This window comes from Pseudonocardia sp. HH130629-09, from assembly GCF_001294645.1.
Lineage (GTDB): Bacteria > Actinomycetota > Actinomycetes > Mycobacteriales > Pseudonocardiaceae > Pseudonocardia.
Genome location: NZ_CP011868.1, coordinates 3,408,562 through 3,425,189, shown reverse-complemented (window position 1 = coordinate 3,425,189; position 16,628 = coordinate 3,408,562). Strand labels below are relative to the sequence as shown.

Sequence of the window (16,628 nt, the reverse complement as noted above, 5' to 3'; positions counted from 1 at the left end):
CGCCGATGCTGGTGCTGGTCCTGATCCTCGTGGTCATCGCGCTGGTGCTGCTGCTCGCAGGATGGTTCCTGCACGTGGTGGCACTGGCGTGGACATCGGTGGTCATCAGTCTGATCGCGGGCCTGGTGCTCGCCTACGACTGGTGGCAGACCCGTGCCGCGGTGAAGGCCGGTGACCGGGCGGAGGCCGATGCCTCCGGTCGTGGCACCGGTGCCCCCGCGGGGCCGGACCAGGCCGACCGGGCGTCGACGGAAGCGGGCCACGGCGCCGACTTGGAGCCCGCGACGCAGGTCCTGCCGGTCGTCCGGCCGGACGGTGGCGCGACCTCGGGTTCGCCCGAGGCCGCACACAATGCGACCGACGAGACCATCCAGATGCCGGTGATCCGGCCGTCCGGCTCTGCGGAGGGACCGTCCGGCGCATCTCGTTCGAGTGGACTTTCGTCACGCACGGTCACCGATTCGGGGGCCGAGGACGTGGTGGACCCGAGCGGGGTGGGCCCGCACGCGGGTGCCCCGGCGGGCGTGGACGCGTCGGCGGGAGCGGACGGGGACGACGGTGCGGGTCGTGGCGGCGACCCGGCGCGGTCCGGCCCCGCCGATCCCGGCACCGCGGAACCGCCCGCCGAGGCAGCGCGGGCGACCGACTCGCGTCCGACCGGATCCGGCGGCGTCGGCACGGCGTCGGCGGTGACGGCGGCAGCCGCGGGCGCGGTCGTCGCCGGCACCGCCGCCGGACGCGACACCACGTCGGGTGCGGACCCGGCGGCGCGCTCCGGTGCCCGCGAGGGCGCCGACGACCCGGGCTTCGGCTCGGGTACCGGCCCGAGTGGCACCGGCCCGAGTGGCACCGGTCCGAGCAACAACGGCCCGGGCGCCCCGGCCGCGGCCGGACCCGACCGCCCGGGCGCCACGGACGGCCCGTCCGACGCGACCACCGCGACCCGTGCCCCGGGAGCAGCGGACGCGAGCACCGCGAACGGTGCTCCCGCGGGAGTGGACCCGACCACGGCGGACCGTGCCCCGGGAGCGGCGGCCACGGGAGCGGCGGCCACGGGAGCGGCGGCCACGGGAGCGGCGGCCACGGGAGCGGCGGACGCGGGAGCGGCGGACGCGACCACGGCGACCCGCACCCCCGCAGCGGCCGACGCCACCACGGCAGCCCGCGCCGCGGGCGCACCCGGTGGCCCGGGCGGGGGCACCGACCGTGCCTCCGGCGGACCGGCCGGTGCGAACACCCCGTCCGGTGCGGGCCTTCCCGATTCCGCCGTGCCCGCGGGCGCCGCGGCCGCGGGATCCGGCGCGCCGGTCGACGACCCCCGCGGCGGGGCTCCCGCGGGCGCGCCCGCCGGGGCCGGCACGGACACCGGCGGCGGTCCGGCCGACGCGGCCGGGACCGACGGGGCCGCCGGCGCGGACGGCGACTCCCCGGAGGAGCCGCACGAGCCCACCCTCGCCGCACTCGCCGCGCGCCTGCCCGACGAGGTGCTCGTGATCGATGAACACCCCCGCTACCACGTGCAGACCTGCCGGGCCCTCACCGGACGCCCGGTGATCCCGCTGCCCGTCAGCGAGGCCGTCGAGCTCGGGTTCACCCCGTGCGGCTGGTGCGCGCCGAACCGGACCCTCGGCGAGCGGCACCCCGCCCAGGCACGCTGACCAGCGGCGGGACGTGCCCCGCGGAATAACGGGGTGCGCATCCGCGCTACCCTGGTTCCACAGGCATCGATCCGGCCATCACCGGGGAGCCTCCGGAAGAAACGGCCACGTGATCCACCGGCCGGAGTAGAACCGGACGGGTGCGGCCCGTCATCGCCGTCGAACGAGAGGCTCGTGCACCCGTGCACGGGCAAACGGGGTGGTACCGCGGCCCGGCTCGCCAGAGCCGTCGTCGTCCCCGTGCGAAGCGCGAGCACGCACGAGGAGCGACACACGTGAGCGGCTATCCCGACGTCCCGGCGCACCCGTCGTTCCCGACGCTCGAGCAGGACGTGCTCGCGTCGTGGGACACCGACGAGACGTTCCGCGCCTCGGTCGACCAGCGGCCCGCCGGCGAGAACGGCGCGGACGAGTACGTCTTCTACGACGGCCCGCCCTTCGCCAACGGCCTGCCCCACTACGGCCACCTGCTGACCGGCTACGTCAAGGACGTCGTCCCGCGGAACCGCACCCTGCGCGGCCACCGGGTCGAGCGCCGTTTCGGGTGGGACACCCACGGTCTTCCCGCCGAGGTCGAGACCGAGAACCAGCTCGGCATCAAGCACAAGTCCGAGATCGACGAGATGGGCGTCGCCGCGTTCAACGAGGCGTGCCGGACCTCCGTGCTGCGCTACACCGGCGAGTGGCGCGACTACGTGACCCGCCAGGCCCGCTGGGTCGACTTCGACGACGACTACAAGACCCTCGACCTGGACTACATGGAGTCCGTCATGTGGGCCTTCAAGTCGTTGTGGGACAAGGGTCTGGTCTACTCCGGCTTCCGGGTGCTCTGGTACTGCTGGCGTTGCGAGACGCCGCTGAGCGCCACCGAGACCAAGATGGACGACGTCTACACCGACCGGCAGGATCCGGCCGTCACCGTCGGGCTGCGCCTGTCGACGCCGGGCCGTCCGGAGACCGACGGCGTCCTCGCCCTGGTCTGGACGACCACCCCGTGGACCCTGCCGTCCAACCTCGCGATGGCCGTGCACCCCGACGTCGACTACGTGGTGGTGGAGGCGGACTCCGAGCGCTGGCTGCTCGCGGAGGCCCGGGTCGCCGCGTACGCCCGCGAGCTGGGGGAGGAGCCGCCGGTCCTGGCGCGGGTGAAGGGCTCCGACCTGCTCGGCGCCAGCTACACCCCGCCGTTCGACTTCTTCACCGGCCGCGAGAACGCCCACCGGGTGCTGGCCGCGGACTACGTCACCACCGACGACGGCACCGGGCTGGTCCACATCGCCCCCGCCTTCGGTGAGGAGGACAAGGAGGTCACCGACGCGGCCGGCATCGAGGTCGTCAACCCGGTCGATTCCCGCGGCGAGTTCACCACCGAGGTCCCCCCCTACGCCGGCATGCAGGTCTTCGACGCGAACCCGCAGGTCATCCGCGACCTCAAGGACGGCAACGCACACGCCCAGGGCGTCCTGCTGCGCCACGAGACCTACGACCACCCCTACCCGCACTGCTGGCGCTGCGGCAACGCGCTCATCCAGCGCGCCGTCGACTCCTGGTTCGTGCGCGTCACGCAGTTCCGGGACCGCATGGTCGAGCTCAACCAGCAGATCGACTGGACCCCGGCGCACGTGCGCGACGGGCAGTTCGGCAAGTGGCTGGAGGGTGCCCGCGACTGGGGCATCTCCCGCAACCGCTACTGGGGCAGCCCGATCCCGGTGTGGCAGTCCGACGACCCGCGCTACCCGCGCACCGACGTCTACGGCTCGCTCGACGAGATCGAGCGCGACTTCGGCGTGCGCCCGACCGACCTGCACCGGCCGTACGTCGACCAGCTGACCCGGCCCAACCCCGACGACCCCACCGGCAACTCGACCATGCGCCGGGTGCCGGAGGTCCTCGACTGCTGGTTCGAGTCCGGCTCGATGCCGTTCGCGCAGGTCCACTACCCGTTCGAGAACCGCGACTGGTTCGAGGACCACTACCCGGGCGACTTCATCGTCGAGTACAACGGCCAGACCCGTGGCTGGTTCTACACGCTGCACGTGCTGGCCACCGCCCTGTTCGACCGGCCCGCGTTCCGCAACTGCGTCGCGCACGGCATCGTCCTGGGCGACGACGGCGCGAAGATGTCCAAGTCGCGCAAGAACTACCCCGACGTCAACGAGGTCTTCGACCGCGACGGCAGCGACGCCATGCGGTGGTTCCTCATGTCGAGCCCGGTCCTGCGCGGCGGCAACCTCGTCGTCACCGAGCAGGGGATCCGCGAGGGCGTCCGCCAGGCGATCCTGCCGCTGTGGAACACCTGGTACTTCCTGTCGCTCTACGCCGGCGACGAGCGCGGCACGTTCCGCACCGACTCACCCCACGTGCTCGACCGGTACGTGCTGGCCAAGACCGCCGACCTCGTCGACGGCGTCACCGCGGCCATGGACGCCTACGACATCGCCGGGGCCTGCGACCGGATCCGCGACCACGCCGAGACCCTCACCAACTGGTACGTCCGCCGGTCCCGTGAGCGGTTCTGGTCCTCCGACTCCACCGAAGGCGGCCGCACCGTGCGCCGCGACGCCGTCGACACCCTGCACACCGTGCTGGAGGTGACCTGCCGGGTCGCGGCGCCGCTGCTGCCACTGACCGCCGAGGCGATCTGGCGAGGGCTCACCGGGGGGCGGTCGGTGCACCTGACCGACTGGCCCGGGGGATCCGACCCGTCGGTCTCGCACCACCAGGCCGGCGCCGGGCTGCCGCACGACACCGACCTCGTCGCCGGGATGGACCGGATCCGGCAGGTCGCGAGCGCGGCGCTGTCGCTGCGCAAGTCGGCGAAGGTCCGGGTGCGCCAGCCGCTGCCCGCGCTCACCGTCGCGGCGACCGACGCCAAGGCGCTGGAGGACTTCACCGGGCTGCTCGCCGACGAGGTCAACGTCCGCTCGGTCGAGCTGACCGAGGACGTCGCCACCCACGGCCGGTTCGAGGTCGCCGTCAACGCCCGGGTCGCCGGCCCGCGCCTGGGCAAGGACGTCCAGACCTGCATCCGCGCGGTCAAGACGGGGGAGTGGACCCAGGAGGGCGACACCGTCGTCGCCGCCGGCATCACGCTGCAGCCGGGCGAGTTCACCGAGAAGCTCGTCGCCGCCGACCCGGAGCGCACCCAGGCCCTGCCCGGGAACGCGGGGCTCGTCGTCCTCGACACCACGGTGACGCCGGAGCTGGCGGCGGAGGGCACCGCCCGCGACGTCGTGCGCGTCGTGCAGCAGGCCCGCCGCGACGCCGGCCTCGACGTGTCCGACCGGATCGCGCTGACCCTCGACGGGCCCGACGCGGTGCTCGACGCCGTCCGGACCCACGAGGCGTTCGTCGCCGGTGAGGTGCTGGCGACCTCGGTCGCCTACGGCCCCACCGGGGCCGGCGCGTCGAGCGGGCAGGTCGTCGGTCCCGACGGCGCGTCGGTCACGCTGTCGGCCGCGGTCGCCCGCGCCTGACCGGCCCGGCGCCGACCACCGCTCACCGGCGGGGCGTCCCCGCGGGACGGACGCGGTGGTCGGCGCCGGGATCCCGGGCGACCCGGGCGTCGCCGGGATCTCCGGAACCACCGGTCCGGGGTGCGGGCCCCACCGGGCCCTATCCTCACCCCCATGGGTGACGCGGCGGAACGGTGGCGGGAACGCCAGACCGCCCGCGGGATCCCCGACCACGTCCTCCGCCGGGCCCCCGCCGACCCGTGGACCCACGACCCCGCCGACTTCACCCCGCCCGGCCAACCTGCCGACACGCCGTCGCACCGGGCCGCACGGGCGATCGCCGAGCGCGCCGCCGCGTGGACCTGCGCCGGGGCGAGCGTGCTCGACGTCGGCTGCGGCGGCGGGGACGCCGCGTTCGGCGCGGCGTGGCCGGAGCCGTCGCCGGTGGCGCGGGTGGTCGGCGTCGACCGGCAGGCCGACATGCTCGCGGTGTTCGCCGAGGCCGCCCGCGCCCGGGGACTCCCGCACGCCACCGTGCACGGCAGCTGGCCCGAGGCGGCCGGGGACGCCGGGCGGCACGACGTCGTCGTCTGTCACCACGTGCTGCACAACGTCGTCGACCTGCCCCCGTTCCTCGCCGCGCTGACCGGTACCGTCCGCGCCGGGGGCGGGATCGGCGGTGTCGTGGTCGAGATGCTGACCGAGCACCCGCTGGCCTGGCTGGACCCGCTGTGGGAGCGCTTCCACGACGTGGTCCGGCCGCCGTCGGCCACCCATGACGACGCCGTCGCGGTGCTGCGCGAGCAGCAGGGCGTCGACCCGGAGGTCCTGACCTGGACCCGCACGGCACGCCTGCCGCACGACGCCGCCTGGGTCACCCGCAGGCTCTGCCTGCCTGCCGACCGTGTCGAGGAGGTCGCCGCTGCACTGGTGGACCTCCCGCCGCGACGCACCGACGCCGTCACCCTGACCTGGTCGCCCTGAGCAGGGGGCCCCGGTGAGTCTGGAACTGCTGCTCGGCATCTCCGCGGGGGTATTGCTGCTCGGCGTGCTCGCGGTGCGGGTGTCGGTGCGACTCGGCCTGCCGTCGCTGCTGCTCTACCTGGGCATCGGGGTGCTGCTCGGCGAGTCCGTGCTCGGCATCCGGTTCGACGACACCGGCCTCACCGAGTCCCTCGGCCTCACCGCGCTCGTGCTGATCCTCACCGAGGGCGGGCTCACCACCCGCTGGTCGGCGGTGCGGCCCGCGCTCGGGCTCGGGCTGCTGCTGTCGACGCTGTCGGTGCTGGTGTCGATCGCGGTCACGGGCGGGCTGCTGCACCTGCTGCTCGACCTGGAGTGGCGCACCGCGCTGCTGTGGGGCGCGGTGCTGTCCTCCACCGACGCCGCCGCGGTGTTCTCCGTGCTGCGCGGCGTCGCCGTCCCGCAACGCCTGGCCGGGACCCTGGAGCTCGAGTCCGGCATGAACGACGCGCCGGTGGTGATCGCCGTCGTCGTCCTGGCCGGGACCGAGGCCATCAGCTGGACGACGCCGCTGCTGATCGTCTACGAGCTCGTCGCCGGCGCCGTCATCGGTGTGCTGCTCGGGCTGGGCGCGGCCTGGGCACTGCGCCGCGCCGCGCTGCCGTCGACCGGCCTGTACCCGCTGGCGGCGATCGCGTTCTGTCTGCTCGCCTTCGCTGCCGGGCAGGGGGTGCACGCCTCCGGGCTGCTCGCCACCTACTGCGCCGCGCTGGTGCTGGGCAACTCCCGGCTCCCGCACCGCGGCGGCGTCGTCTCCTTCGCCGAGGGCACCGGCTGGATCGCCCAGATCGGGCTGTTCGTGCTGCTCGGCCTGTACGCGGTGCCCGCGCGGCTGCCCGCCGCGGTGGTGCCCGCGCTGGTCTGCGCCGCCGTCGTCCTGCTCGCCGCGCGGCCGCTGTCGGTGGCCGCCGCCGCCCTGCCGTTCCGGGTGCCCTGGCGGGAGCAGGCGTTCCTGTCCTGGGCGGGGCTGCGCGGTGCCGTGCCGATCGTGCTCGCCCTCATCGCGGTCACCGAGGGCGGCGGGCAGAACCAACGGCTGGTCGACGTCGTGTTCGTGCTGGTCGTGCTGCTCACCCTGGTCCAGGGCACCACTCTGCCCTGGGTGGCGCGCCTGCTCGGGGTGGTCTCGCGCACCGACACCCGCGGCGTCGAGGTCGACGCCGCCCCGCTCGACGAGGTCGACGCCGAGCTCCTGCAGGTCAAGGTGCCCCCCGGGTCCCGGCTGCACGGCGTCTACCTGCGCGAGCTGCGGCTGCCCCGCGGAGCCACGGTCAGTCTGGTCGTGCGCGACGCCGAGGCGTTCTCCCCGGGCACCGACACCCGGCTGCGCGAGGGCGACCAGTTCCTCGTCGTCAGCACCCGGGACAACCGGGAGGACACCGAGAAGCGGATCCGCGACGTCGACCGCGGCGGCAAGCTGGTCCGCTGGCACGAGGGCGGGGGCCGGCCGGGCGGGCGGACCGGCTGACCGGCCGGTCGGCGGTGTCGGGGCGACCCGCATAATCACGGGTGTGAGTGCCGACCCCCCACCCCCCACCGTGCCGATCGACCCCGCCGTACGACGGCGCGGTGTGGCGCTGCTGGCGGGCATCGCCGCGGTGTGGCTGGCGCTCGACCTCGTCACCAAGATCGCCGCCGTCGCCGCGCTGGAGGGGGAGCGGCCGGTCACCGTGATCGACGGGTTCTTCTACCTCACGCTGCTGCGCAACCCGGGCGCCGCCTGGTCCATTGCCACCGGCTACACCTGGGTGCTGACGATCGTCGCCGTGGTCGTCGTCGGCGTGATCATCCGGATCGCGCGGCGGCTCGCCTCGACCGGGTGGGCCATCGGTCTCGGCCTGGTCCTCGGCGGCGCGCTCGGCAATCTGGTCGACCGGTTCTTCCGCGCGCCCGGACCGATGCGCGGGCACGTCGTGGACATGCTGGCCTTCTTCTCCCCGGACGGGAGCGTCTTCCCCGTGTTCAACCTCGCCGACACCGGCATCGTGTGCGGCGGGATCCTGCTGGTGCTGATGGCCGTGCGGGGCATCGAGATCGACGGGAGTCGCGACCGTGGGTGAGGTACGGAGCATGCCGGTGCCTGACGGGCTGGACGGCATGCGGATCGACGCCGGGCTGTCCCGGCTGCTGGGGCTGTCGCGGACCGTCGTCGCCACGCTGGCCGAGTCCGGCCGGATCTCGGTCGACGGTCGTGAGGCCGGCAAGTCCGACCGGCTGCCGGGTGGGTCCTGGCTGGAGGTCGAGCTGCCCGACGCGCCCGCGCCCGCGGTCATCGAGGGCCCGGCCGAGGTCGTCGCGGGCCTGACGGTGCTGCACTCCGACGACGACATCGTCGTCGTCGACAAGCCGGTCGGGGTCGCCGCGCACCCCTCCCCGGGCTGGACCGGGCCGACCGTGACCGGCGGGCTCGCCGCGCTCGGGTTCCGGCTGTCCACCTCCGGCGCCGCCGAGCGGCAGGGCATCGTGCACCGGCTCGACGTCGGCACCACCGGGGTGATGGTCGTAGCCACCTCCGAGCACGCCTACACCGAGCTCAAGCGGGCCTTCAAGGAACGCACCGTCGACAAGCGCTACCACGCCGTCGTGCAGGGACACCCGGACCCGTCGTCGGGCACGATCGACGCCCCGATCGACCGGCACCCGCGCCACGACTACCGGTTCGCGGTGATGCAGAGCGGCAAGCCCAGCGTCACCCACTACGACACCATCGAGGCGTTCCGCTCGGCCAGCCTGCTCGACGTGCACCTGGAGACCGGCCGCACCCACCAGATCCGGGTGCACTTCTCCGCGCTGCGCCACCCCTGCGTCGGCGACATCACCTACGGCGCCGACCCGACGCTGGCCAAGCGGGTCGGGCTGTCCCGGCAGTGGCTGCACGCCCGCACGCTCGGGTTCGCCCACCCCGCCGACGGCCGGCACGTCGAGTTCACCAGCCCCTACCCGGCCGACCTCGACGCGGCGCTGGACGTCCTGCGGGACTGACGCGTGACCGGTCTGAGCACCCGGGCGCTGGGGTGGATCGCCGCGGCGATGGCGGTGGTGTTCCTCGGTGCCGTCTGGGCGGCCGGGTCCGGACCGTCGGCCGGGCCCCCGGCGGCGACCGGGTCGGTGCGGCTGGGCCCCGACCCCGGCCAGGACGTCGCCGGCTACCTCGCCGGGCTGCCCGCGACCCTGCCTCCGCCCGGCCCCGCCGTGCCCGCGCTCGTCCAGCTCGCCCGGCCGCTGACGGTCGACGCCGCGGCCGCCGTGCCCGCCGGGGTCGGCCCGGTCGGGACCGCGGTGTTCCGGGTGCCGATCGACCGGGTGCAGACCGCGCTGCGGTTCGAGCCGGTCACCGGCACCGGGGACGCCGCCAGCGCGCTCGGCGTCGCCCGCGAGCGGGCCGCGTACGCCGCCGGTGCCGACGCCGACCGGGCCGCCCACGACGGCGGGGGAGCGGGCACCCCGGAGGCCCGCGCCGCGCTCGCCCGGCGGGCCGCGGTGGCCGCCGCCGAGGGCCGCGCCCTCGGCGACCCGGGCTGCGCCTGCGTGGTCGCGCTGGTCGTGACCGCGGACCGGGCCGGGCTCGAGGCGCTCGCCGCGCGCCGGGGGGTGCGTGCCGTGCAGGCCGCACCGCCCGGGACCACCGCACCGGAGCTGGCGCTGTCGCCGCTGCTGCCCGAGCAGACCACCAGCGCGAGCCCGCCCCCCGACGACGGCCCCGTCCCCTGAGCAGTCCTCCCGGTCCACCCACCGCTGCGAGCCGCCGGTGACGACGGTGGCCCGGCGCCGCCGCCCACCGGCTGCCCGGTCATGATCGCGACGACCGAGCCGATCGGTGCCGGATCCGGCACCGACCGCTGCCTCGGTGGTGATCATGCGGCGCCCGGGCTCTGAGCCGCGGTCCGGCCCGCGATCTGCCCGGGCCCGGTGGCGCCAGTACGCCTCGCGCAGCGCAGGCTCGGACACCCCGAGCACCGCGGCCAGACGGCGTTCGAGCCCCGCGGAGGGGACGAGCACCTCACCGAGGTCGAACACGACCGTCCTCGGCATCGGCGGCAGTGTCGTCGGCGGCGTCGGCGTCTGCGGCGGCTCGGGGGTGGCGGGCATCGTGGCCCGACCCTGACCCGCCGCCGGGGGTCCGCGACACGCCGTCGTCCGGGGTGGACGGGGGCTGAGCTGGAGCGACACGCGGGGCCCGATCGTGCCCGCCCGCCGTCGCCGGAACCGTCGGACCCCACCGTTACGCTGAGGCCCTCACCGACCCGGTCGGTCCGGACCCGCAGGGTCCACCGGCTCCGGCGAGCGGGCCCCGCCAGGCCCGCGCACCCGGCGCCGTCGTCCCTGCCCGGCCGTGCCGCCGGCCCGGTGTCGGGCACGTCCGCCCCGACGGGCGTGCGCACCATCGTCAGGTCCGCGCCGTCCCAGCGGCGCGGGAGAGGAGCGCGGGACACACATGGGCAGTGCCGGATCCGGGAATCGCTCCTTCGTCCATCTGCACACGCACACCGAGTTCTCGATGCTCGACGGGGCCGCGCGGCTCGACGACCTGTTCTCCGAGGCCGCCAAGCACGAGATGCCGGCCATCGCGATGACCGACCACGGCAACGTGTACGGCGCCTTCGAGTTCTGGCGCAAGGCGAAGGCGCACGACGTCAAGCCGATCATCGGCATGGAGGGCTACCTCGCGCCCGGGTCGCGCCACGAGCGCAAGCGCACCGCGCTGGGCAACGGCAGCGAGAACAACCCCGACCTCATGTACACCCACATGACGCTGCTCGCGGAGAACACGGAGGGGATGCACAACCTCTTCCGGCTCTCCTCGCTGGCCAGCCTCGAGGGGTACTACTACAAGCCGCGTATGGACCGCGAGCTGCTCGAGAAGTACGGCAAGGGCCTGATCGCGACGACGGGCTGCCCGTCCGGCGAGGTCGCCCGGCTGCTCCAGCAGCACGACTTCGCCGCCGCCTGCCAGGCCGCGAGCGACTACCGCGACATCTTCGGGAAGGACAACTTCTTCCTGGAGCTGATGGATCACGGCATCGAGATCGAGAAGCGGGTCCAGGAGGACCTGTTCCGCCTCAAGGACAAGCTCGACCTGCCCGGTCTCGCGACGAACGACCTGCACTACACCTATCCCGACGACACCAAGGCGCACGAGGTGCTGCTGTGCGTCCAGACCGGCAAGACCCTCGCTGACCCGAACCGGTTCAAGTTCGATGCGCAGGACTTCTACCTCAAGTCCGCCGCCGAGATGCGCCAGCTGTGGGACCCGATCCACCCCGAGGCCTGTGACAACACGCTGCTCGTCGCCGAGCGCTGCAACATCGACTTCACCACCGGCCAGGACCTCCAGCCCAAGGCCCCCGTCCCGGAGGGGGAGACCGAGGAGTCCTGGCTGATCAAGGAGGTCGAGCGGGGACTGCACATGCGGTTCCCCGACGGCGTCACCGAGCGCTACCGCCAGCAGGCCAACTACGAGGTCGGCGTCATCATCAAGATGGGCTACCCCGGCTACTTCCTGGTGACCGCGGACCTCATCCAGCACGCCAAGTCGGTCGGCATCCGGTGCGGCCCCGGCCGAGGCTCGGCGGCGGGCTCGCTGGTCGCCTACGTCCTGGGCATCACCGACCTCGACCCGATCCGGCACAAGCTGATCTTCGAGCGGTTCCTCAACCCCGACCGTGTCTCGATGCCCGACATCGACATGGACTTCGACGAGCGCCGCCGCGGCGAGATGATCCGCTACGTCACCGAGAAGTACGGCGAGGACCGGATCGCCCAGATCATCACCTACTCCACGATCAAGGCGAAGGCCGCGATCAAGGACTCGGCGCGGGTGCTCTTCGGCCAGCCCGGCTACTCGGTCGCCGACCGCATCTCCAAGGCGATGCCGCCCGCGGTGATGGGCAAGGACATCCCGCTGTCGGGCATCTTCGACCCGTCGCACAAGCGGTACTCCGAGGCGACCGAGGTCCGCGCCCTCTACGAGGTCGACCCGCAGGTCAAGGAGATCGTCGACACCGCGCGGGGCCTGGAGGGCCTCAAGCGCCAGTGGGGTGTGCACGCCGCAGGCGTGATCATGTCCTCGACGCCGCTGATCGACGTGATCCCGATCCAGCGCCGCGAGTCCGACGGCGCGATCATCACCCAGTTCGACATGGGCGTCTGCGAGACCATCGGTCTGCTGAAGATGGACTTCCTGGGGCTGCGCAACCTCACCATCCTCGACGACGCCCTGGAGAACATCGAGCTCAACGGCAAGCCCGCCGTCGACCTGGACAAGGTCGAGCTCGACGACCGCAAGACCTACGAGCTGCTCTCCCGCGGTGACACCCTGGGGGTGTTCCAGCTCGACGGTGGTCCGATGCGGGACCTGCTGCGCCGCATGGCGCCCAGCGAGTTCGAGCACATCTCCGCGGTCGGCGCGCTGTACCGCCCGGGCCCGATGGGTGCGAACGCGCACAACGACTACGCCGACCGCAAGAACGGCCGGCAGGAGATCACGCCGATCCACCCGGAGCTGGCCGAGCCGCTCAAGGACGTCCTCGGTGAGACCTTCGGCCTGATCGTGTACCAGGAACAGGTCATGTCCATCGCGCAGGTGCTGGCGGGCTACACGCTCGGCCAGGCGGACCTGCTCCGCCGCGCGATGGGCAAGAAGAAGAAGGAGATCCTGGACAAGGAGTACGCCGGCTTCGCCCAGGGCATGAAGGACAACGGCTACTCCGCGGCCGCGGTCAAGACGCTCTGGGACATCCTGCTCCCGTTCTCCGACTACGCCTTCAACCGTGCCCACTCCGCCGCCTACGGGGTGGTGTCCTACTGGACGGCCTACCTCAAGGCGAACTACCCGGCCGAGTACATGGCCGGCGTGCTCACCTCGGTGCGCGACGACAAGGACAAGGCCGCGGTCTACCTGGCGGAGTGCCGCCGGATGGGCATCACGGTCCTCCCGCCGGACGTCAACGACTCGGTGCGCAACTTCGCCCCGGTCGGCGACGACATCCGCTTCGGCCTCGGCGGCATCCGCAACGTCGGGCACAACGTCGTCGACGCGATCGTCGCCGCACGACGGGAGAAGGGGAACTTCGTCGACTTCTCCGACTTCCTGCGCAAGGTCGACGCGGTCGTCTGCAACAAGAAGGTCGTCGAGTCGCTGATCAAGGCGGGAGCCTTCGACTCGCTCGGGCACTCCCGCAAGGGCCTGCTGCTCGTGCACGCCGACGCCATCGACGCGGTGATGAGCACCAAGAAGGCCGCCTCGATGGGCCAGTTCGACCTGTTCGGGTCCCTGGACGGCCCCGGCGAGGGCGACGACGGCGGCCTCGGTGGCATCTTCGACGTGAAGGTGCCCGACGAGGAGTGGGACTCCAAGCACAAGCTCGCCGTTGAGCGGGAGATGCTCGGCCTCTACGTGTCCGGGCACCCGCTGCAGGGTCTCGAGCAGGCGCTCGCCGCGAAGTCCGACACCTCGATCGCCGACATCGTCGAGGGCTCGGTCGCCGAGGGCGCGCAGGTCACCGTCGGCGGCATCCTTGCCAACGTCAACCGCCGGGTGAACAAGAACGGCGAGCCCTGGGCCTCGGCGCAGATCGAGGACCTCGCCGGTGGCATCGAGGTGCTGTTCTTCCCGCGGGCCTACCAGGTGGTGGGCGTCGACGTCGCCGAGGACGCGATCGTGCTGGTCAAGGGGCGGGTCAACAAGCGCGACGACCGCGTCTCGCTGATCGCGAACGACCTCGCGGTGCCCGAGCTCGCCACCGGTGAGGCCGGGCTGCCGATTCGGGTCAGCCTGCGCACCGACCAGTGCACGCCCGAGCGCGTGGCCAAGCTCAAGGAGGTGCTGACCCACCACCCCGGCACCTCCGAGGTGCACCTGACGCTGGTCTACGGCAGCAAGATGACCGCCCTGCGGCTGGACGACTCGCTCAAGGTCACGCACACCTCGGCCCTGATGGGGGACCTGAAGGCCCTGCTCGGCCCCGGCTGCCTCGGCGGCTGACCGGGCACACCCGTCCCTGGCGCGTCCGGACCCGTCGCTACAGGTGGTGGGCGCGAGGTGGTCAGGCCCGGTGGGCCAGGTCGGCCCAGGCGGCGCGGGCGGGGGCGTCCCAGCGCTCGTGCAGCGTGGTGAACAGCTCCGCGGCGCGGGACCCGGCCCATTGCTCGGGCAGTAGCTCGGCGGGCAGCTCGGGGTCCAGGAACGGGAACCGCCGCCAGGCGTGGACCAGCCGGACCTGGCGGGCGAGGACGTCGCAGCCGTCGGCGGAGGTGGAGGCGGCGGTGTGGCCGGCCGCGGCCGCGCCGGCGCGGGCGTGGCCGGATGCGGCGGGCTCGACCGTGGAGCGACCGCCTGCGGCGGGCCCCGGCTCGGAGCGGCCGGATGCGGCGGGCCCGGGCTCGGAGCGGCCGGAAGCGCCGGGCCCGAGGTGCGGGCCGAACTCGTCGAGGAACTCGGAGTAGGCCCGCTCCACGACGTCGAGGTCCCAGGCCTGGGCGACGATGTCGTCGGCGCGGCCGATGCCGCCGTAGTGCCCGACGAAGGAGTAGCCGGACCCGGCGAGGTCGAGCTCGTCGAGCACCGCCGCGACCCGGGCCTCCTTGCCCGGGTCGGGGCTGACCCACACCCCGGGGGTGGGGGAGCCCAGCCCAGCCCAGGCGAGCCGGGTGCGCAGCCGGTGCCGCAGGCGTCGCCGCGACTCCGGGACCGAGGCGAGCAGCACCAGCCAGCGACCGTCCCAGCCGGTCGTCGGGCGGCCGAAGCCGTAGATGCGGGCGGCGCCGTCGGACAGCAGCTCCGACCCGGCGGGGGTGAGCGACCAGCGGACCCGGCGGCCGTCGCGGTCGGAGGTGAGCAGACCCTCGCCCGCGGTGCGGGCCAGTGCCTGACGGGCCGACTTGGCCTCCACCCCGAGCGCGCCCAGCACGTCGAGCAGGGCCCGGGTCCAGACCGGCTCGTCGGCCGGGAGGACGAACTCGCCCAGCACGGTGAGCAGCAACGATCGGGCGGAGGTCTGCCCGAGCTCGCGCCGGCGCAGGGCCGACCCGTCGGGCCCCTCCGGCTCGTACACGGAGTCGGGCGTGGCCATGGTCGGGCCAGCGTAGAGGGTCGGCACTAGCGTGGCCGTTCATGACCACCGCAGGCCCCGGGCGTGTCCCGGACCCGACCCTCTCCGGATCCGCGTCCGACACGGCGGCGCTGCTCGCCACCGACCGGGACCACGTCTGGCACCCCTACGCGCCGATGCCGGCCACCCGGGCGCCGATCGTCGTGGAGTCGGCGCAGGGAGTGCGGCTGACGCTGCCCGACGGCCGTGAGCTCGTCGACGGGATGTCGTCGTGGTGGTCGGCGATCCACGGCTACCGCCACCCGCGGCTCGACGCGGCGGTGCGCGACCAGCTCGGCCGGATGAGCCACGTGATGTTCGGCGGCCTGACCCACGGCCCGGCGGTCGACCTGGCCCGGCTGCTCGTGGACGTCGGCCCGGAGGGGCTGGAGCACGTGTTCCTCGCCGATTCCGGCTCGGTGTCGGTCGAGGTCGCCATCAAGATGTGCCTGCAGTACTGGCGGTCCCGCGGCCGCCCCGGCAAACACCGGCTGATGACCTGGCGGCGCGGCTACCACGGCGACACCTTCGGCGCGATGAGCGTCTGCGACCCCGACGGCGGCATGCACTCGCTCTGGTCCGACGTGCTCCCGCAGCAGGTGTTCGCCGACGCCCCGCCGGAGGACTTCACCCACGACTACGTCGCCCACCTCGCCGGGCTCGTCGAGACCCACGCCGACGAGCTGGCCGCGGTCGTCGTCGAGCCGGTGGTGCAGGGAGCCGGGGGGATGCGCTTCCACGACCCCCGCTACCTGCACGTGCTGCGCGAGCTGTGCCACGCCCACGACGTGCTGCTCGTGTTCGACGAGATCGCCACCGGCTTCGGCCGCACCGGCGAGCTGTTCGCCGCCGACCACGCGTCCGTCGCCCCGGACGTCATGTGCGTCGGCAAGGCGCTCACCGGCGGCTACCTGACGATGGCGGCGACCCTGTGCAGCACCCGGGTCGCGCGCGGCATCACCGACGGCGAGGCCGGCGTGCGCATGCACGGACCGACGTTCATGGGCAACCCGCTCGCCGCCGCCGTCGCCCACGCCTCGGTGTCGCTGCTGCTCGAACGGGACTGGCGGCGCGAGGTGACCGACATCGCCGCCGGACTGCGCGCCGGGCTGGCCCCCGTCCGGTCGCTGCCGGGGGTGCGGGAGGTCCGGGTCCTGGGCGCGATCGGCGTCGTCGAGCTGGACGAGGAGGTCGACGTCGCGGCCGCGACCGCCGCCGCGGTGCTCGCCGGGGTCTGGCTGCGGCCCTTCCGGAACCTCGTCTACGCGATGCCGCCGTTCGTCAGCACCCGCGACGACATCGCGCTGATCACCGCCGGGATGCGGGCCGCGGCGCTTGCGGGGCAGCGGGATCACCACGGCGACGGGCACCGCGACCAGCACTGAGCGTGGGATCGGACCACC

10 protein-coding genes are annotated in these 16,628 nt (G+C 73.8%); 9 read left to right on the top strand and 1 reads right to left on the bottom strand.

What is annotated here, in order from left to right; genetic code table 11:
* Positions 1-5 precede the first annotated feature (5 nt).
* From XF36_RS15710 to dnaE, 8 genes are all read left to right on the top strand, one after another.
* On the top strand, positions 6-1,658 hold the full coding sequence (locus tag XF36_RS15710; protein ID WP_060712569.1) for a PepSY domain-containing protein: 1,653 nt from the start codon (positions 6-8) through the stop codon (positions 1,656-1,658).
* A 275-nt stretch (positions 1,659-1,933) separates the two neighbouring features.
* Positions 1,934-5,134 (top strand): isoleucine--tRNA ligase, encoded by a 3,201-nt coding sequence (gene ileS, locus XF36_RS15705; protein WP_060712568.1) that lies wholly within the window; start codon positions 1,934-1,936, stop codon positions 5,132-5,134.
* Positions 5,135-5,287: 153 nt separating this feature from the next.
* Entirely contained in the window at positions 5,288-6,097 is an 810-nt protein-coding gene (locus XF36_RS15700) for a class I SAM-dependent methyltransferase (protein WP_060712567.1), read from the top strand.
* 13 nt (positions 6,098-6,110) lie between these two features.
* Positions 6,111-7,604: a potassium/proton antiporter gene (locus XF36_RS15695; protein ID WP_060712566.1), complete on the top strand. Its 1,494-nt coding sequence runs from the start codon at positions 6,111-6,113 to the stop codon at positions 7,602-7,604.
* A gap of 43 nt (positions 7,605-7,647) precedes the next feature.
* The gene (lspA, locus tag XF36_RS15690; protein WP_082375447.1) at positions 7,648-8,196 is read left to right on the top strand and encodes a signal peptidase II; all 549 of its coding nucleotides are present in this window, start codon (positions 7,648-7,650) and stop codon (positions 8,194-8,196) included.
* A gap of 10 nt (positions 8,197-8,206) precedes the next feature.
* Positions 8,207-9,118 (top strand): RluA family pseudouridine synthase, encoded by a 912-nt coding sequence (locus tag XF36_RS15685; protein ID WP_060714737.1) that lies wholly within the window; start codon positions 8,207-8,209, stop codon positions 9,116-9,118.
* Between the two features lie 3 nt (positions 9,119-9,121).
* Complete coding sequence (locus XF36_RS15680; protein WP_060712565.1) at positions 9,122-9,847, top strand: hypothetical protein; 726 nt, start codon at positions 9,122-9,124, stop codon at positions 9,845-9,847.
* A 724-nt stretch (positions 9,848-10,571) separates the two neighbouring features.
* A complete protein-coding gene (dnaE, locus tag XF36_RS15675; protein ID WP_060712564.1) occupies positions 10,572-14,120 on the top strand; it encodes a DNA polymerase III subunit alpha in 3,549 nt (1,182 codons plus the stop codon).
* 61 nt (positions 14,121-14,181) lie between these two features.
* On the opposite strand, the gene XF36_RS34155 is transcribed toward dnaE, so the two are convergent.
* Complete coding sequence (locus tag XF36_RS34155) at positions 14,182-15,207, bottom strand: PaaX family transcriptional regulator C-terminal domain-containing protein (protein ID WP_060712563.1); 1,026 nt, start codon at positions 15,205-15,207, stop codon at positions 14,182-14,184.
* A 41-nt stretch (positions 15,208-15,248) separates the two neighbouring features.
* Between XF36_RS34155 and XF36_RS15665 the strand changes: the two genes are divergently transcribed.
* Positions 15,249-16,610: an adenosylmethionine--8-amino-7-oxononanoate transaminase gene (locus tag XF36_RS15665; RefSeq protein WP_082375446.1), complete on the top strand. Its 1,362-nt coding sequence runs from the start codon at positions 15,249-15,251 to the stop codon at positions 16,608-16,610.
* Positions 16,611-16,628: the final 18 nt, after the last annotated feature.